Consider the following 17507-nt stretch of genomic DNA (forward strand, 5'->3'; position numbering starts at 1 on the left):
CTTACTTGACTTCTTTGAGATGGAACAGGCGGTGTTTGTCGATCGTGGTTTCGAAGCCGTCCGGGACGACGAAGGTCGTCGCGTCGGATTCGATGATGGCGGGGCCGACGATGTGGTTGCCGGCCTTCAGCGATTCCATCTTCCAAAGCGCAGCCTCGACCCATTTCTTGTGGCGGTAGAACGGCCGGGTGCCGAGATAGGCTTCCTTCGGCGGCGTCGGGCCGGCATCTGCGTCTTCCGGCAGCACCGGCTTCTGGGTCACGACCATGCCGCGCAGGATGGCGCCGGTGACCGAGAAACCCAGTTCCGGCGAGCGTGCGGAATTGGCGTAGACGCGGCCATAGGTGTTCTCGAAGGACTCGATGATCTGCTGCCAGTCGGCGGCCGTCGCGGCACTGGTCACCGGCGAGACGATTTCGAGGTCGTTGAGCTGGCCCATGTACTGCATCTTGTAGCCGGGGATCAGCAGCACGTCTTCCGCCTTGTAGCCATTGATGACGAACTCGTCGATCACCTTCGTCGCCAGTTCTTCCCAGGCTTCCTGCAGGGTCGTGCAGGCGGCCGCTTTCTGCTCGTCGCTGGCAAACTGGGCGACCCCCAGATCGACCGACTTGTCATAGCGGTACTCGAAGTCGGCACAGGCGCAGCCGAAAGCCGAGAATCCTGCCGCCCAGGCTGGCACGACAACGTCCTTGAAACCGACGCCTTCGGTGTAGCCGTAGGTGTGCACCGGGCCGGCACCGCCATACGAGAAGCAGGTGAATTCGGCCGGGTTGTAACCCTTGGCGCTGATGTTGGCGCGCAGGTATTCGGACAGCGTCAGGTCGAGCAGTTCGATGACCCCGGCCGCCGCATCTTCGACCGACAGGCCGAGCGGATCGGCGATCTGCGCCTTGATGTGGTCGCGAGCGCGCTGCACGTCGAGCTTGATGGCGCCGCCGAGGAAGTTCTCGGGGTTCAGGTAGCCGAGCACGACGTGGCAGTCGGAGACCGACACCGTGTCCAGCCCGCTTTCCGGCCAGCAGGTGCCGACGCGGTAGCCGGCGCTGTCCGGCCCGAGCTTGATCGATTTGCTGTACGGATCGAGACGGACGAAGCTGCCGGCGCCAGCGCCGACCGAATCCATCGCCACCAGCGGCAGCGAGAGGACCAGGCGGGCCATGTCCGGGTCGGACTTGATGGCGAAGTTGCCCTTGGTGATCAGCGCCACGTCGAAGCTGGTGCCGCCGATGTCGGAGCAGGCGATGTTTTCGTCGCCGAGGTATTCGCCGAGCAGCTTGGAGCCGATGACGCCGCCGATCGGGCCGGAGACGATGGTGCGGGCCAGTTCTTTGGCCTTCCAGCTGATCGTGCCGCCGTGCGTGGCCATGACACGCAGGTCGAACTTGGCACCATGTTTCTTGAAGCGGTCGCTGACCTTCTTCAGCGTCTGGCGCGACGGTTCGGCGCCGTAGGCTTCGAGAATGGTGGTGTTCATCCGGTGGCTTTCCTTGCGCGACGGGTAGTAATCCACCGAGGCGAAGACCGGGATGTCGGAGTTCAGCTTCTTCAGTTCCTCGCGGACGATGTCGCGGGCACGCTGCTCGCTGGTTTCGTTCTTGTGCGACTGCAGCAGGCAGATGACGATGGCCTGGGAACCGGCCTCGACCAGTTCGCGCGTCGCCTGGCGCACCTCTTCTTCACGCAGCGGAATGACGATCTTGCCCTGCACGTCGGTCCGCTCGGCGACGCCGCGGGTGCGCGAGACCGGGACCAGCGGCTCGTCGTAACGGTGGGTGTTGAGGTGGATGCGATCTTCCAGCGCATAGCCGAGGTAGCTCTGCAGGGCGCGGCCCATCGAATGGATCTGTTCAAAGCCGCGATTGCAGATCAGGCCGACATCGAGGCCCTTGCGCATCAGGATGCGGTTGAGCATGGCGGTGCCGGAATAGACGCAGGTCGCCAGTTCCGGATAGACGTCGTCCACGGTCCGGTTCCAGTGCGCCAGCGCATCGACCGAGGAGTTGTAGATGGCGAGCGATTCGTCGCCGGGATTGCTCTGCGCCTTGCCGACGACAAAGCGGCCGTCATCTCGAACGAAGAAGGTGTCGGTCATCGTGCCACCGGCATCGATGCCCATCACCTGTACGGTGGATTGCATTTGCATGTTGTCTCCTGGGTAGGTTTTGAGTGGGTCATCCCACGGCGACTTCATTGCAACGCGCGTGCCAGGGCCGGGCACAGCTCACCGTTTCAAAAAACTCCTTTTAATTCAAGTGCGTAGGCTCTGCTTCTTGATTTGCGTGCCGTCTGCGGTCGGTGTCTTTCACCGTCCGGATTCCTGACACCGCGTTGGATGTGTCCGGAATCCGGACGCTGCAAAACAACCTTCGTTGGCGCTCCGGTTCCAAGGCTCAGTAGTTGACCTGTTGACTTCGAAGTTCCGAGTGACTACGTTCGCAAGACACTGCCTGTTTTGAACTGAACGCTTCCCTTTCAGTCTTCGTCATGCCCTTTTCCCAGCCTGGTTCCCTCATCCCCCGGATCGACGACGAGCGACTGGTGGCGGCCGCATGGGAACGCTTCATGGAGAACCGGACCCTGCCAGCGAAAGGCCTGCGCAACGTCGTGTTCGACTCCTGGCAACGTTGCCGAACAGAAGCGGTGAACCCGGCCAGCCACTGCGCACCGGGGGTGGCCACCGAGAACGTTCGCCAGCTCACCGAGCAAAACCGCGACCTGTGTGATGTGGCTCGACCCGTGCTGGACGGTTTGCGCGAGATCCTGCGGGAATGTGGCACCCTCTTCATGCTCAGCGACCCGAAGGGAACCATCCTGCAGCTCGCTGGCGAGACCCGGGTCCGCAGCGCGGGTGAAGAGATCAACCTGGCGGTGGGTGGTCATTGGAACGAAGAGGTCATCGGCACCAATGCCATCGGCACCGCGATCGCGACATGTGCACCGGTCCAGATCTACGCCAGTGAACACTTCTGCCTGGACGTCAAACGCTGGACCTGTGCAGCGGCGCCTGTTCTCGACCCCGTCAGCCGATGCCTGCTCGGTGTGGTGAATGTGTCCGGCGTCAAGGAAACGTTTCATGGTCACACCCTGGGTCTGGTGATGACGGCTGCGAGACAGATCGAGTGTGAACTGGCCCACCGTGAGGCCGCGCTGCAAAGCCAGCTCCTGAGCCGGTCACTGGAATATTTCGGCCGGTATGGCAGCGATGGTCTTGTGCTGTGCGACCACCGCGGACGCATCGTCCGCACCAGCAGCAACCTGCAAGCGGCGCTGGAACTCCATGGCATACACCAGAGCCTGAAGGTGGGTGTTCCGTTGAACGGCCTCAACCTGAATCAGCCGAAGTCGGAGAGCCGAAGCCAGCGTCCGGGTTGGCTCAAAGCCGAATGGATGTGCCCGATCAAAGACCAGCACGGGGAGCTGGGCACGCTGCTGGTTGTTCCTGTGACCGACCGAAAGCTGTATTCCGCCTCACCCCCCCGCCCCCTCAACGCGGTGCCGAAAGACGACGATGCGTTCGCCGAGATCATCGGGAACAGCGAGGTGTTGCAGGCCACCCGGGTGCGTGCCCGGCGCATGGCGGCGCTGGACCTGCCCGTGCTCCTGCTGGGAGAAACCGGTGTCGGCAAGGAAGTTTTTGCCCGGGCATTGCACCGCGCGGGTCACCGGCCCGACGGTCCGCTGGTGGTCGTGAACTGTGGCGCCTTCAACCGCGAACTCCTGGCCAGCGAACTCTTTGGCTATGCAGAAGGGGCGTTCACGGGCGCACGGCGCAGCGGTCTGCCGGGCAAGTTCGAACAGGCCGATGGTGGCACTCTGTTCCTGGACGAAATCGGCGAAATGCCGCTCGACATGCAACCCCATCTGCTGCGCGTCCTGCAGGATGGCATCGTGGTCCGTCTGGGCGATACACGGGACCGGCGCGTGTCCATGCGTTTGATCGCGGCGACCAACCGCGATCTGCAAAAAGAAGTGGCGCAAGGGCGTTTCCGTGAGGACCTGTACCACCGTCTCTGTGTTCTCAGCCTGCCGCTTCCTGCCTTGCGCGACCGCCCGGGCGACATCGAAACGATCGTCGAACACCTCAATCGCAAGCTGGCCGACAAATACGGTTGTGCGCCCAAACAACTGGAAGCGTCCGTGCTCCAGGCATTCCACAACTACCGTTGGCCAGGCAACATTCGAGAACTGCAAAACGTATTCGAATCCACGTTCGCGCTCAGTGAAGGCCCTGTGATTGAACTGGCCGCGTTGCCACCGGCCATTGCTCAGGCCCTGGCGCCACCCATCAACGGCTCGGCTCCGGATCTGCCAGGAGGCAAGACCGGCAGGCTGGAAGATATGGAAAGCCAGGCCATCCTGGATGCCGTTGGCCAGTCGCAGGGCAACATGACGGCCGCCGCACGAACGCTGGGCATTTCCAGAAGCACCTTGTACGTCAAGCTGGCCGCCATCCGATCCCATGCGGGCCTGTGACAGGCCGCCTCGCGGCCCCCGATTCAGTCGTCGACCGGTGTGAGCTTGGCGACGGACAGCGCCAGCCACTTCACGCCATGCCGCGTGAAGCTGACCTGGGCCCGCGCATCGGCGCCCGCGCCTTCCAGCGCCAGCACCTTGCCTTCGCCGAACTTGTTGTGGAACACCTTCATGCCGGCCTTGATGTCGGTGCCGCGGTCGGGTTCGGGGTTGCTCTTGCCGCCCAGGCCTTTCGGGTCGCTGCCCGAAGCCCAGCCGGGTGACCAGGCGGGTTGCAACACAGCGGGCGCACCCGCGCCCCGCGTGCCATAGCCACCCCGGTTGCCCTGCCAGCCACCGCCCGCTCCAGCCGAACTGGGGTTCCAGGCCGGCTGCTGCGGCGTGAGCCACTTCAGGCAGGCCTCGGGCAGTTCCTCGAAGAAACGGCTCTTCATGTTGTAGCGGGTCTGCCCGTGCAGCATGCGCGTCTGCGAGTGGCTGAGGTACAGGCGCTTGCGCGCCCGCGTGATCGCGACATACATCAGGCGGCGCTCTTCCTCCAGCCCGTCGCGGTCGCTCATGGAGTTCTCGTGCGGGAACAGGCCCTCTTCCATGCCGGTGATGAACACGCAGTCGAACTCCAGGCCCTTGGCGGCGTGCACCGTCATGAGCTGCACGGCATCCTGCCCGGCCTGGGCCTGGTTGTCGCCGGATTCGAGCGCGGCGTGGGTGAGGAAGGCCGCGAGCGGGCTCATGGTCTCGCCGGTGTCGGTGTCGGCGTCGGGGGCCAGCGGCTCGTCCAGCACCGGCAGCGTCGGGTCAATGCCCTGGCTGGCCGGGCTCTGCGTCAGCGGCGAACCATCCACCGTGCGCGCCACCGCGTCACGGCCAAAGCCTTCGATGCCGACAAAGCTCTTCGCCGCGCTCACCAGTTCTTCCAGGTTCTCCACCCGGTCCTGCCCTTCGCGCTCGGCCCGGTAGTGTTCAATCAATCCACTGTGATCCAGCACCAGCTCGATGATCTCGGACAGCGTCATGCCCACCGAGCGCTCGCGCAGCACGTCGAGCTTGGCCACGAAGCCACCGATGGCCGCGCCGGCGCGGCCGGTGACGGCGCTCACCGCGTCGTGCAGCGAACAGCCCGAGGTGCGCGCCACGTCCTGCAGCTGCTCGATGCTGCGCGCCCCGATGCCGCGCGGCGGGAAGTTCACCACGCGCAGAAAGCTGGTGTCGTCGTTGGCGTTTTCCAGCAGGCGCAGGTAGGCCAGCGCGTGTTTGATTTCGGCGCGCTCGAAGAAGCGCAGTCCTCCGTACACGCGGTACGGCATGCCGGCGTTGAACAGTGCGGTTTCCACCACGCGGCTCTGCGCGTTGCTGCGGTAGAGCACGGCCATCTCGCTCTTCGGCATGTCTTCTCGCGCGAGCTGCTTCATCTCGTCCACCATCCACTGCGCTTCGGCGAAATCGCTGCTGGCCTCGAACACGCGCACCGGCTCGCCCGCGCCCGCGTCGGTGCGCAGGTTTTTGCCCAGGCGGTTGCTGTTGTGGCTGATGAGCTGGTTGGCCGAGTCGAGGATGTTGCTGACGCTGCGGTAGTTCTGCTCCAGCTTGATCTGGTGCATCACGCGGAACTCGCGCACGAAGTCCGCCATGTTGCCGACGCGCGCGCCGCGGAAGGCGTAGATGCTCTGGTCGTCGTCACCCACGGCGAACACCGCGTTGCCCGAGGGCGTGAGCCCTTCCAGCGGCGGCGTGCTGAACATCTTGATCCAGGCGTACTGCAGGCGGTTGGTGTCCTGGAACTCGTCGATCAGGATGTGTTTGAAGCGGCGCTGGTAGTGCTCCCGCACGGGGTCGTTGTCGCGCAGAACTTCGTATGAGCGCAGCATCAGCTCACCGAAATCGACCACGCCTTCGCGCTGGCACTGCTCTTCGTAGAGCGCGTACAGCTCCACCTTCTTGCGTGTCTCCTCGTCGCGCGCCACCACATCCATCGGGCGTTGGCCGTCTTCCTTGCAGCCGCTGATGAAATACTGGATCTGCTTCGGCGGGTAGCGCTCGTCGTCCACGTTGAACTGTTTGCACAGGCGCTTCACGGCCGAGAGCTGGTCCTGCGTGTCGAGGATCTGGAAGGTCTGTGGCAGGTTGGCGAGTTTGTGGTGCGCGCGCAGGAAGCGGTTGCACAGGCCGTGGAAGGTGCCGATCCACATGCCGCGCACGTTGATGGGCAGCATGGCCGACAGCCGCGTCATCATTTCCTTGGCGGCCTTGTTGGTGAAGGTCACGGCCAGCACGCCACCGGGCGTTACCTGGCCGGTCTGCAGCAGCCAGGCGATGCGGGTGGTGAGCACACGGGTCTTGCCCGAGCCGGCGCCAGCGAGGATGAGCGCGTGTTCGGCCGGCAAGGTGACGGCGGCGCCCTGTTCGGCATTGAGGCCCGCGAGCAGCGGGGAGGAGGCAACGGGTTCTTCAAACAACATGGTGTCGATTGTAGGAAGCCGGTGCCCAACGATGGATCTATATGAGCAACCATATGAGCGTCATACCGCTACCAACCGGCCCGCGGTCTGTGCACGCGGCGCCAGAGCGCCTAGAATCAATCACCGGGCCCAAGATTCTTGCGCCCGGTTTCTTTTTGGCCGGATGGATTCCCGCCGAACCGAAAGCCGGACCCAAGCCAAGCGCTCTCCCTGTTCATCCACAACAGTTTTCTGGAGCCTGGTTTCAAATGGAAATTTTTGACTACGACAATATTTTGTTGCTCCCGCGCAAGTGCCGCGTGGAGAGCCGCTCGGAATGCGACGCCGGCGTGGAGCTGGGTGGCCGCAAGTTCCGCCTGCCGGTGGTGCCCGCCAACATGAAGACCGTGGTGGATCAGACCATCTGCCTCTGGATGGCGCAGAACGGCTACTTCTACGTGATGCACCGTTTCGACCTGGACAGCGTGCAGTTCGTGCGCGACATGCACGGCGCGGGTGTCTACGCTTCGATCTCGCTGGGCGTGAAGGCGCCCGACCGCGCCACGGTGGACACCCTCGCCACCGAAGGCCTGGTGCCCGAGTACATCACGATCGACATCGCCCACGGCCACGCCGACAGCGTGCGCGACATGATCGGCTACATCAAGGCCCGGCTCCCGGGCAGCTTCGTGATCGCGGGCAACGTGGCCACGCCCGAAGCGGTGATCGACCTGGAGAACTGGGGCGCCGACGCCACCAAGGTGGGCGTGGGCCCGGGCAAGGTCTGCATCACCAAGCTCAAGACCGGCTTCGGCACCGGCGGCTGGCAGCTCTCCGCGCTCAAGTGGTGCGCCCGCGTGGCGACCAAACCCATCATTGCCGACGGCGGCATCCGCAGCCACGGCGACATCGCCAAGAGCATCCGCTTCGGCGCGTCCATGGTGATGATCGGCTCGCTGTTCGCGGGGCACGAAGAGTCACCGGGCCAGACGGTGGAAGTAGACGGCGTGCTCTACAAGGAGTACTACGGCTCGGCCAGCGACTTCAACAAGGGCGAGTACCGGCACGTCGAAGGCAAGCGCATCCTGGAGCCGATCAAGGGCACGCTGGCGGCCACGCTGATCGAGATGGAGCAGGACGTGCAGAGCTCCATCAGCTATTCGGGCGGCACCAAGCTGCTGGACCTGAAAAAGGTGAACTACGTGATCCTGGGCGGTGAGAACGCCGGGGAACACCTGTTCATGTGAACGAGCTCCCCCCGCGCCGCCTGCGGCGTCACCCCCTCAAGGGGGCGATGCGAGTGGCCCGGCGGAGCCGGTTCCACCGCATCCTCGAATCAAGACATTTCGCTCCGGAGAGGACGTTGGCGCCAGGGCACCGCGGAACCGGCTTCGCCGGGCCGCCAGTGCCGCCCCCTGGGGGGTGACGCCGCAGGCGGCGCGGGGGGCTAGCCTTTCAACAGCTGCCTGGCCAGCTGGTTCAGCCGGTGTCTTGGCTGCACCAGCGCTTCCAGCACGCTGAAATGGTTCAGGCCGGGCAGGGCTTCGGCCACGGGCACCACCTGCGGCCCCCAGGCCTGCTGGATCAGCTGGTTCTGGCGCAGGAACTCGCTGCTCTCGTTGCCCCCGGCCACGCTGAACAGCGCGCCCCGGCCCTCACGCAGCGGTGGCGCGGGCAGCAGGGCCGGGCTGGCTTTTTTCACCTGCTCCGAAGTCAGGCGCAAGGAGTCGGCAACGAAGGGCGTGTGGCGCAGCGGCTCCAGGTCGAACACGCCTGAAATCGACAGCGCGTTCTTCACCAGATCCGGTGGCAGATCGGAAGCCACCGCCGGCCACTGGCAGGCCAGCATCATGGCGGCCAGTTGCCCCCCCGCCGAATGGCCCACCACGGTGATGCGCCGCCGGTCGCCGCCGTGCACGCCGATGTGGCGGTACACCCAGGCCAGCGCCTGCACCATCTGCAGGGTGATATCGGGAACGGTCACCGCCGGGCACAGCGCGTAGTTCGGCACCACGACGCAGGCGCCCTGCTTCACGAACGCCGGCGCCAGGAAGCTGTGGTCCGCCTTGTCCAGGCTGCGCCAGTAACCGCCGTGGATGAACACCAGCACCGGCGCCAGCGGCGCGCCCGGCTTGCACTGCGCGGGAAAGATGTCGAGCTTTTCACCCTCAGCGTGTCCGTAGGCCACATCGAGCAACCCGCCGAGCTGTTTGCGCGCGCTCTGAGAGTCGGTTTTCCAGCGCTCGAAATGAACGCCGTGCTCGGGCACGAGGGCGCGGTTGTTGTACTGGCTGTCGAGCCAGGCGGGGTCTGGGCGGGCGGCGTTTTTCATGGTCGCGCATTGTGTCACGCAGGGGTGAAGGTGACAGCCACGCCCAGTTCGTGTATTCTGAATCCAGAATTCAGACAATCAACATGAGCGTTCATCTGCCTCAACTCGAATCGACGCCGGACCTGACCGATCAGGTCTACCGCGCCCTGCTCGACGCCATCAGCGATGGCTCGCTGGCGCCCGGCCAGCGCATCACCCAGGAAGAGCTGGCCGAACAGCTCGCGGTCTCCCGCCAGCCGGTCGTGCAGGCCTTGAGGCTGCTGAAGAAAGACGGTTTCGTGCACGATGCGCCGATGGCCAGCGGCCTCGGCGGACGCAGCCGCGGCCTGCTGGTGGCGCCGCTGGACGCGGACTGGATCGCCCAGGTTTACGAGGTGCGTGGCGCGCTGGACGTGCTGGCCGTGCGCAGTGCAGCGGAGCGACGCACCTGCATCGATCCGGCCATCTTGGAACGTGGCCGAAAAGCTGTCAGCAGCGCCGACATCCAGGCCATGGTCGACGCCGATCTGGCGTTCCACCGTGCGATCTACCGGGCGGCGGGCAACCCGCTGATCGAGCAGAGCGCCCTGCTGCACTGGCACCACATCCGCCGAGCCATGGGCGTCACGCTGCAGACCGCCAGCCTGCACGAGCCGGTATGGGACGAACACGAAGCCATTGCCCGCGCCGTCGCGGCCGGCGATGCCACTTTGGCTGAAACCCTGATGCGCCAGCACTGCGGCCTGGCCAGCCGCAATCTGGGCCACCACATGAGCCGCACAACACCTGCTATGGCGACAGCCACCTAGAACAACTCCATGGTTCTTTTGAACCATTTGATGCGGTTTTCAGGCATGTCCTGAAAACCGCTTTTTTTTGTCTGCCGGCAGACACCCAACCCCTACAATTTTTCCCTTTGCCCTCTCAGAAAAGCGCCCGAAACATGCCCAGTGCCACACACCTCTCCGACCCTGTGATCCCGATATCCATTGCCGTGCTGGGCATCGGTCTGATGGGCTACCCCATGGCTCGCCGGCTGTGCGAGGCGGGTCACCGGGTGACGGCCTGGAACCGCTCGCGGGCCAAGGCCGAACGCCTGGAGCCCTTCGGCGCCCGGGTGTGCGACACACCGGCCCAGGCCGTGGCGCAGGCCGACTTCGTCATCACCCTGCTGGAAAACGGCGATGTGGTGGAAGACGTGCTGTTCCGCCAGGGCGGCACCGAGGGCCTGCGCCCCGGCACGCTGGTGGTGGACATGTCCTCGATCCTGCCGCGCCAGGCCCGCGACCACGCAGCGCGGCTGGCGGCGCTGGGCGTGATGCACCTCGACGCGCCAGTGTCGGGCGGCACCGTGGGCGCCGAGGCCGGCACGCTGGCCATCATGGCGGGTGGCGACCTGGCCGATTTCGAGCGCGCCGTGCCGGTGTTCAGCGCCCTGGGGCGTGCCACCCATGTGGGACCACACGGTGCGGGCCAGCTCGCCAAACTGGCCAACCAGATGATCGTGGGCATCACCATCGGTGCGGTGGCCGAGGCATTGTTGCTGTGCGAAAAGGGCGGCGCCGACATGGCCAGGGTGCGCCAGGCCATCGGCGGCGGTTTTGCCGACAGCCGCATCCTGCAGGTGCATGGCCAGCGCATGGTCGAGCGCGACTTCGCCAAACGCGCGGCCATCACCGTGCAGCTCAAGGACATGCGCAACGCCCTGTCCACCGCCTGCGAGCTGGGCTTCGAAGCCCCCATCACCGGTCTGTTCGAGCAGTTGTTCGCCCAGGCCGTCGACCACGGCCTGGCGGACATGGACCATTCCGCCCTGTTCGTCGAGCTCGCGCGGCGCAACGGAATGACCTGAAAGAAACGGCCATGTGGTGCGCCAGGAGCGGCTCCATACCCACAGCGGCATCAAAGAACCCGTGGCCATCTCCCGCCTCTGGATCCGGGGCGAGCTGGCCGCCGTCCGGCCAGCGGTGAGGCCGACACGCACCCGGTGGCCGCACCATGGAAGCTGTCTGGCCCCACCGTCAGCCGCCCCGTCGAACTCACGATGAAAACCCCCGAGGCGCAGTCCCCCGCCTGAGCAGCAGGTTTGCCCAAGGGCATGGCGCTTTGATACCATCCAGACCTCAAGGGGACGTAGCTCAGCTGGGAGAGCGTCGCGTTCGCAATGCGAAGGTCGGGAGTTCGATCCTCCTCGTCTCCACCATGTGAAATTCCCGGACGATTCAAGCCGGGTAACCCCCGCCGCCGTTTCAGCGACGGTGGCGGTGTCCAACTGCTGCTGTTCGTCTGGGCGCCTCGAACGGCTGGCGGTTCGGCGGCATCTTCGGGGGCCGGCGCAAGACCCTGTGCCCTGGGCACCGGCCCCACCATCGGCCTGGGCGCAGCGCGCCAGAAAGCGGTGGATGCCCGCCAGCGGCTCAGAACGGGCACCGATCCCGGCCGGGACCTGCGTGGCAGGCCGCAACACGACCCGACCCTGACCGACCTGCGCAAGGTCGGCGGGCTGCTGCGGGACATCAATGCCTGCGAAGACGGCAGACCGGCGGCCAGGATGTAAGGCCGGGTATGCACATCGTCGCGCTGGCGAAGCATGGGGTGACCCTGCTGCGCGATCTGGAGCCCCTGACCAGGCCGAGCGGCTGTGTTTCCAGGCAACCGGACCAACGCCGGAGACCTGCCGGAACGGCATCGCATGATGCAGGCTTGAGCCGATCACCTCGACACGCTTCGGTGGGCTCAGTGAAGTGATGTGTGTCCTCGGTTCTGGTACTCGCCCAATGACCCTGACAGACAAGCGGGCAACGCGGTTTTTGATGGTGATGAATGTCAAAGAGGCATACACTGTGCATCTTTAAAAGAGGGTTCAGTTCGGGCACACCGAAGCCACTTCGGTCGCGCATCGAAGCTGCACCCCATCGCCGCAGGAGCCCCGCCATGACCACCGTTGAACAAGCACCGCCGCTGACCCAGGCCTTGCAACAGTCCTACCGACACGGGTTCGTCACCGACGTGGAGAGCGACTCGCTGCCGCCGGGGCTGGACGCCGACACCGTGCGCGCCATCTCGCGCCGCAAGCGCGAGCCCGATTTCCTGTTGCAGTGGCGCCTGGCGGCCTTCGAGCGCTGGCAGTCCATGGCGCATCCGCACTGGGGCCAGCTGCGCATCGAGCCGGTGGACTTCCAGGCCCTGAGCTATTACTCGGCGCCCAGGTCGCAGAAGGACGGCCCCAAGAGCCTGGCTGAGGTGGACCCCAAGCTGCTGGAGACCTACGAAAAACTCGGCGTGCCGCTGCACGAGCGGGCGCGCCTGGCCGGGGTGGCGGTCGACGCGGTGTTCGACTCGGTGTCCGTGGGCACCACCTTCCGCGAGCAGCTGGCCGAAGTCGGCGTGATCTTCTGTTCGTTCTCGCACGCCGTGCAACACCACCCCGAACTGATCGAGCGTTACCTCGGCACGGTGGTGCCGCCGGGCGACAACTTCTACGCCGCGCTGAATTCGGCGGTGTTCTCCGACGGCTCCTTCGTCTACATCCCCCAAGGCGTGCGCTGCCCGATGGAGCTGTCGTCCTACTTCCGCATCAACGCGGCCAACACCGGCCAGTTCGAGCGCACGCTGATCATTGCCGAGGAAGGCAGCCACGTGAGCTACCTCGAAGGCTGCACGGCGCCGCAGCGCGACGAACACCAGCTGCACGCGGCGGTGGTCGAGCTGATCGCCCACGACGACGCCCACATCAAGTACTCGACGGTGCAGAACTGGTACCCCGGCGACGAACGCGGCCGGGGCGGCATCTACAACTTCGTCACCAAGCGCGGCCTGTGTGCGGGCCAGCGCTCGCACATCGCCTGGACGCAGATCGAGACCGGATCGGCCATCACCTGGAAGTACCCGAGCGTGGTGCTGCGCGGCGACGATTCGCGCGGCGAGTTCCATTCGATCGCGGTCAGCAACCACTTCCAGCAGGCCGACACCGGCACCAAGATGATCCATCTGGGCCGCAACACCAAGAGCCGCATCGTCTCCAAAGGCATCAGCGCCGGACACGCCCAGAACAGCTACCGCGGCCTGGTGCGCGTGGCCCCGACCGCGGCCGGCGCCCACAACCACACGCAGTGCGACTCGCTGCTGATCGGCCCCGACTGCGGTGCCCACACCTTCCCGTACATCGAGGCCGCGCGCGACGACGCCCTGGTGGAACACGAAGCCACCACCACCCGCATCTCCGAAGAGCGCCTGTTCTATTGCCAGCAGCGCGGCATCCACCCGCAGGACGCCACCGCCCTCATCGTCGGCGGCTTCTGCCAGGCGGTGCTGGACGAGCTGCCGATGGAATTCGCGCTCGAAGCCAAGGCGCTGCTGGCCGTTTCGCTCGAAGGCGCCGTCGGCTGAGCCCACCCACACGAACACCCAGGAAAGACCCACCATGACCCATTCCGAACCCCTGTTGCAGGTGCGCGATCTGCGCGTTGACGTTGGCGGCCGCCACGTGTTGAAGTCGATCTCGCTCGATGTCCCGGCCGGTGCGCTGGTGGTGCTCATGGGCGCCAACGGCAGCGGCAAGAGCACGCTGGGCCTGACGCTGGCCGGCCATCCGCGCTACAGCGTGGTCGGCGGCCAGGCCCGTTTTGCCGGCCAGGACCTGCTGGCCATGAGCCCCGAGGCGCGCGCCCGCGCCGGGCTGTTCGTCTCGTTCCAGGCGCCGCCCGAGATCCCCGGTGTGAAAAACAACCTGTTCATCCGCACGGCCCTCAACGCCGTGCGCGAAGCGCGCGGCGAAGCACCGCTCGATGCCTTTGATTTCCTCGGTGACGCACGGGCCGCGGCCACCCGGTTGGGCCTGCCCGAGGCGATGCTGGCGCGCCCCGTCAATGATGGTTTTTCTGGCGGGGAGCGCAAGCGCAACGAGCTGCTGCAGCTGGCCCTGCTGCGCCCGCGCCTGGCCATGCTCGATGAAATCGATTCGGGCATGGACGTGGACGGCACCCGCGCGGTGGTGGAGCTGGTGCAGTCGTTGCGTGCCCAGGGCACCGCCTTTGTGGTGGTCTCGCATTACCTGCAGCTGATCGAGTCGCTGCAGCCCGACGCGGTGCTGCGGCTCGACCAGGGCTGCATCGCCGAGACCGGCGACCTGGCGCTGGCCCAACAGATCGCGCGAACCGGCTTTGTGCGCGCGGTCGACGCGCTGGAGGCCTGAGCATGGACCACGCACGCGCCGACATCCTGGCCGCCCGCCACCGGTTGCAAGACGCGGGCTGGATCCCGCGTGACGCCGAGGCGTTTCGCCATCTGCCGCCACCGCCGGCCGCCGTCTGGCTGGGCGAAGCGCCCGAGGCCGCATCGGCCGGCTGTGACGCCCACCCGCTGAGCGGCGCCGGCTGGACGCTGCACCCGCTCGGTCAGACGCCACAGGGCCGTGTGGACGCCCGCTGGCTCGATGCCGCCGACCCGGCGCAGCGCAAGGAGCTGTTCGCCGGCCTGCCGTTGCCCATCCACCCCGATGGTGCGGCCCCCGGTGACACCGCCCAGCACGATGCCGCGCCGTTTGCCTGGGTGCACCACGCGCTGTGCCGTCACGGCCTGCGGCTGCGCATTGGCGGTGAACACGACAGCGGTCGCGGGGCCGCCGAGACGGTGTGGATACAGCTGCGGCACCAGCCGCGCAGCGCGGTCGAAGCGCCGATGCTGGTGATCGATGTGCAAGCCGGCGTGCACTGCGTGCTGGTGGAAACCCACCACCGCCATCATCGCGAAGGGGTGGCCTGCGAACAGCCGGTGGTGCAGAACCTGCACACCCACATCCGGCTCGGCGCGGGCGCCACCCTGCAGCACCTGCGCAGCGTGCAGCCCGGTGCGGCCGACCGGGTCGCCCACCACCTGCAACTGCGGCTCGGGCCGGACGCGCGCTACGAACAAGGCCTGATCGCCACCGGCAGCCGCTACCACCTGCAACGCCAGGTGGTCGAGCTGGCGGGGGACCGCGCAGAGGCCCGCAGCGCCGGTCTGCTGCTGGCGGCCGGCGCCGACCTCGAACAACAGGTGCGCATGCATCACACCGGTGAGCGCACCCGCAGCCACGTCGAGGCGCTGGCATTGGCCAGCGGCGCGGCGCGCGCGGTGGTCAATGCCCACACCCGCATCGCACCGGGCGCGGCCGACGCCGACGTGCGGCAGCGGCTGACGGGCGTGCCCACCGGCGGCCAGCCCCGGCTGGTGTTGCGGCCGCACCTGGAGATCCACCACGACCAGGTGCAGGCGGCCCACGGCGCCACCTGGGGCGCCTTGCCGGAAGACGCGCTGTTCTATGCCCGCCAGCGCGGCCTGGACGAACGCAGCGCGCGCGGTCTGATCATCGAAGGCATGGCCAGCGCCTTGCTCGCACGGGCCTTTGGTGATCCGCTGTTCATCGAGTCGCTGGACCTCGCGGGCCTGTTGCGCCAGGCGGTGGTCCAACACCTGAGCGATGACCCCACCGCCCTCACCACGCAGCAGGAGGCCGCCCATGGGTGACGCCCTTTTGACCGACCGCCTGGCGCTCGAGACCGTGCGCTCGCAGTTTCCAGTGCTCGCGCAACGCATCCACGGTGCCGAGCTGGCCTACCTCGACAACGCCGCCACCACCCAGATGGCCCTGGCGGTGCAGGACGCGATGCGCGCCTTCGAGCAGCACGACCGGGCCAACATCCACCGCGGTGTGCACACGCTGAGCCAGCGCGCCACCGACGCCTTCGAGCGCGCCCGCAGCGAGCTCAAGCGCTTTGTCGGCGCCGGACCCGACCACGAGCTGGTGTTCACCTCCGGCACCACCGACGCGCTGAACACGGTGGCCTATGGCCTGTCCACCTCCGGGATACAGCCCGCCTGGTTGCAGGCCGGCGACGAGATCGTGGTGAGCGGCCTGGAGCACCACGCCAACCTCGTGCCCTGGCAACAGGCGGCGCGGCGCACCGGCGCGGTGTTGCGCATGTTGTTGCCCGATGCCCAGGGGCGGCTGCATGCGGCCGACCTGCGCCGTCTGCTCAGCCCCCGCACCCGCGTGCTGGCGCTCACCGCCTGCGCCAACGCCACCGGCGAGCGCCCGCCCTACGAGGCCCTGCTCCAGCTCGCCGCCGACGCGGGCGCGCTGACCGTGCTCGACGCGGCCCAGGCCGTGGCCCACGGTGTGCCCGATCTGTCGGCGCTGGCCTGCGACTTCATGGCCTTTTCGGGCCACAAGATGCACGGGCCCATGGGCACCGGCGTGCTGGTGGGCCGGCGTGCCGCGCTGGAGCGGCTGGAGCCCTTGCGCTACGGCGGCGACATGGTGGCCTGGGTCAGCGCCACCGAGGCCAGCTTTGCCGAACTGCCGGCGCGACTGGAAGGCGGCACGCCCAACGTCGCGGGTGCGATCGGCATGGCCACAGCGGCGGGCTTCATTCAACAGATCGGGCACGATCGCATCGACGCCCACCTGAGCGCACTGCGCGAACACGCCGCCGCGGGCCTGGCCGCGATGCCCGGCATCACGGTGCTGTCGGCCCACAGCCGCGCATCGGCCATCGTCTCGTTTGTCGCCGACGGCGTGCACCCGCACGACATCGGCACCTTGCTGGACCAACTCGGCATCGCAGTGCGCACCGGTCACCACTGTGCCCAGCCGCTGCTCGAACACCTGGGCCTGGGGCCCACCACGCGCGCCTCGTTTGCGCTCTACAACACGCACGCCGAAGTGGAGCGCCTGCTCGCCGGCGTGGCGCATGCCCTGAAGGTGCTCAGATGACCCCCGAAACCGCCGCCGAACTCGACCTCTACCAGGACGTGGTGATGGACCACAAGCGCGCGCCGCGCCACTTCGGCACGCTGGCCGCGCCGACCCACCAGGCGCGCGGCCAGAACCCGCAATGTGGTGACGACCTGCGGGTGGCCCTGGTGGTCGACGACGGGCGGGTGCGCGACATCCGCTTCCACGGCCAGGGCTGCGCGATCTGCATCGCGTCCGCGTCGATGATGAGCGAGGCGGTGCTCGGGCAAGAGGTGGCGCTGGTGCAGGCCCTGCAGGGCCGCTTCCGGGCCGTGCTCACCGGCCAGATGGAAGCCGAAGAAGCGCACCTGGGCAAGCTGATCAGCCTGGCCGGTGTGCGCCGTTACCCGGGCCGCATCAAATGCGCGCTGCTGGGCTGGCACGCGCTGATGCACGCGCTGGGCAGCGAAACCGATCCAGCGAACAACCCGCCGGAGGCCACGCCATGAGCGCCGCGCCGGGCCGTTCCCAAGCAAGCTCGCACCGCAGCCCGCAGGGCGAAGGT

General features: G+C 66.7%; 12 protein-coding genes and 1 tRNA gene. 10 read left to right on the forward strand and 3 right to left on the reverse strand.

The window, feature by feature from the left end:
• Position 1 precedes the first annotated feature (1 nt).
• On the reverse strand, positions 2 to 2146 hold the full coding sequence (locus AC23D4_RS06245) for a hydantoinase/oxoprolinase family protein (protein WP_472889715.1): 2145 nt from the start codon (positions 2144 to 2146) through the stop codon (positions 2 to 4).
• Between the two features lie 341 nt (positions 2147 to 2487).
• Here AC23D4_RS06245 and AC23D4_RS06250 point away from each other — a divergent pair, with 341 nt between their 5' ends.
• A complete protein-coding gene (locus AC23D4_RS06250; RefSeq protein WP_472889716.1) occupies positions 2488 to 4476 on the forward strand; it encodes a sigma-54-dependent Fis family transcriptional regulator in 1989 nt (662 codons plus the stop codon).
• Positions 4477 to 4499: 23 nt separating this feature from the next.
• On the opposite strand, the gene AC23D4_RS06255 is transcribed toward AC23D4_RS06250, so the two are convergent.
• Complete coding sequence (locus AC23D4_RS06255; RefSeq protein ID WP_472889717.1) at positions 4500 to 6935, reverse strand: UvrD-helicase domain-containing protein; 2436 nt, start codon at positions 6933 to 6935, stop codon at positions 4500 to 4502.
• A gap of 248 nt (positions 6936 to 7183) precedes the next feature.
• On the opposite strand from AC23D4_RS06255, the gene AC23D4_RS06260 reads away from it, so the two are divergent.
• Positions 7184 to 8161: a GMP reductase gene (locus AC23D4_RS06260; RefSeq protein ID WP_472889718.1), complete on the forward strand. Its 978-nt coding sequence runs from the start codon at positions 7184 to 7186 to the stop codon at positions 8159 to 8161.
• Between the two features lie 200 nt (positions 8162 to 8361).
• On the opposite strand, the gene AC23D4_RS06265 is transcribed toward AC23D4_RS06260, so the two are convergent.
• A complete protein-coding gene (locus tag AC23D4_RS06265) occupies positions 8362 to 9246 on the reverse strand; it encodes an alpha/beta hydrolase (RefSeq protein WP_472889719.1) in 885 nt (294 codons plus the stop codon).
• Between the two features lie 83 nt (positions 9247 to 9329).
• Between AC23D4_RS06265 and AC23D4_RS06270 the strand changes: the two genes are divergently transcribed.
• From AC23D4_RS06270 to sufU, 8 genes are all read left to right on the forward strand, one after another.
• Positions 9330 to 10034, forward strand: a complete 705-nt coding sequence (locus AC23D4_RS06270; protein WP_472889720.1) for a GntR family transcriptional regulator — start codon at positions 9330 to 9332, stop codon at positions 10032 to 10034.
• A 134-nt stretch (positions 10035 to 10168) separates the two neighbouring features.
• Positions 10169 to 11077 (forward strand): NAD(P)-dependent oxidoreductase, encoded by a 909-nt coding sequence (locus AC23D4_RS06275; RefSeq protein ID WP_472889721.1) that lies wholly within the window; start codon positions 10169 to 10171, stop codon positions 11075 to 11077.
• 275 nt (positions 11078 to 11352) lie between these two features.
• A tRNA-Ala gene (locus tag AC23D4_RS06280) sits at positions 11353 to 11428 on the forward strand.
• A 731-nt stretch (positions 11429 to 12159) separates the two neighbouring features.
• Positions 12160 to 13614, forward strand: coding sequence for a Fe-S cluster assembly protein SufB (gene sufB / locus AC23D4_RS06285; RefSeq protein ID WP_472889722.1), 1455 nt, complete (start codon positions 12160 to 12162; stop codon positions 13612 to 13614).
• A gap of 34 nt (positions 13615 to 13648) precedes the next feature.
• Entirely contained in the window at positions 13649 to 14419 is a 771-nt protein-coding gene (sufC, locus tag AC23D4_RS06290) for a Fe-S cluster assembly ATPase SufC (RefSeq protein WP_472889723.1), read from the forward strand.
• 2 nt (positions 14420 to 14421) lie between these two features.
• Positions 14422 to 15732 carry a SufD family Fe-S cluster assembly protein gene (locus tag AC23D4_RS06295; protein ID WP_472889724.1) on the forward strand — a complete coding sequence of 437 codons (1311 nt, stop codon included), beginning with the start codon at positions 14422 to 14424 and terminating at the stop codon, positions 15730 to 15732.
• The gene (locus tag AC23D4_RS06300) at positions 15725 to 16981 is read left to right on the forward strand and encodes an aminotransferase class V-fold PLP-dependent enzyme (protein WP_472889725.1); all 1257 of its coding nucleotides are present in this window, start codon (positions 15725 to 15727) and stop codon (positions 16979 to 16981) included. Before AC23D4_RS06295 ends, AC23D4_RS06300 begins: the two co-directional genes overlap by 8 nt.
• Positions 16978 to 17451 carry a Fe-S cluster assembly sulfur transfer protein SufU gene (sufU, locus tag AC23D4_RS06305; protein ID WP_472889726.1) on the forward strand — a complete coding sequence of 158 codons (474 nt, stop codon included), beginning with the start codon at positions 16978 to 16980 and terminating at the stop codon, positions 17449 to 17451. The genes AC23D4_RS06300 and sufU overlap by 4 nt, the downstream gene beginning before the upstream one ends.
• Positions 17452 to 17507: the final 56 nt, after the last annotated feature.

Source organism: Hydrogenophaga sp. L76 (genome assembly GCF_057654755.1).

What these genes read in the sequence shown, in the direction of transcription:
- AC23D4_RS06245 (WP_472889715.1), bottom strand. Translation starts at nt 2,146, where the DNA reads ATGCAAATGCAATCCACCGTACAGGTGATGGGCATCGATGCCGGTGGC.
- AC23D4_RS06250 (WP_472889716.1), top strand. Translation starts at nt 2,488, where the DNA reads ATGCCCTTTTCCCAGCCTGGTTCCCTCATCCCCCGGATCGACGACGAG.
- AC23D4_RS06255 (WP_472889717.1), bottom strand. Translation starts at nt 6,935, where the DNA reads ATGTTGTTTGAAGAACCCGTTGCCTCCTCCCCGCTGCTCGCGGGCCTC.
- AC23D4_RS06260 (WP_472889718.1), top strand. Translation starts at nt 7,184, where the DNA reads ATGGAAATTTTTGACTACGACAATATTTTGTTGCTCCCGCGCAAGTGC.
- AC23D4_RS06265 (WP_472889719.1), bottom strand. Translation starts at nt 9,246, where the DNA reads ATGAAAAACGCCGCCCGCCCAGACCCCGCCTGGCTCGACAGCCAGTAC.
- AC23D4_RS06270 (WP_472889720.1), top strand. Translation starts at nt 9,330, where the DNA reads ATGAGCGTTCATCTGCCTCAACTCGAATCGACGCCGGACCTGACCGAT.
- AC23D4_RS06275 (WP_472889721.1), top strand. Translation starts at nt 10,169, where the DNA reads ATGCCCAGTGCCACACACCTCTCCGACCCTGTGATCCCGATATCCATT.
- sufB (WP_472889722.1), top strand. Translation starts at nt 12,160, where the DNA reads ATGACCACCGTTGAACAAGCACCGCCGCTGACCCAGGCCTTGCAACAG.
- sufC (WP_472889723.1), top strand. Translation starts at nt 13,649, where the DNA reads ATGACCCATTCCGAACCCCTGTTGCAGGTGCGCGATCTGCGCGTTGAC.
- AC23D4_RS06295 (WP_472889724.1), top strand. Translation starts at nt 14,422, where the DNA reads ATGGACCACGCACGCGCCGACATCCTGGCCGCCCGCCACCGGTTGCAA.
- AC23D4_RS06300 (WP_472889725.1), top strand. Translation starts at nt 15,725, where the DNA reads ATGGGTGACGCCCTTTTGACCGACCGCCTGGCGCTCGAGACCGTGCGC.
- sufU (WP_472889726.1), top strand. Translation starts at nt 16,978, where the DNA reads ATGACCCCCGAAACCGCCGCCGAACTCGACCTCTACCAGGACGTGGTG.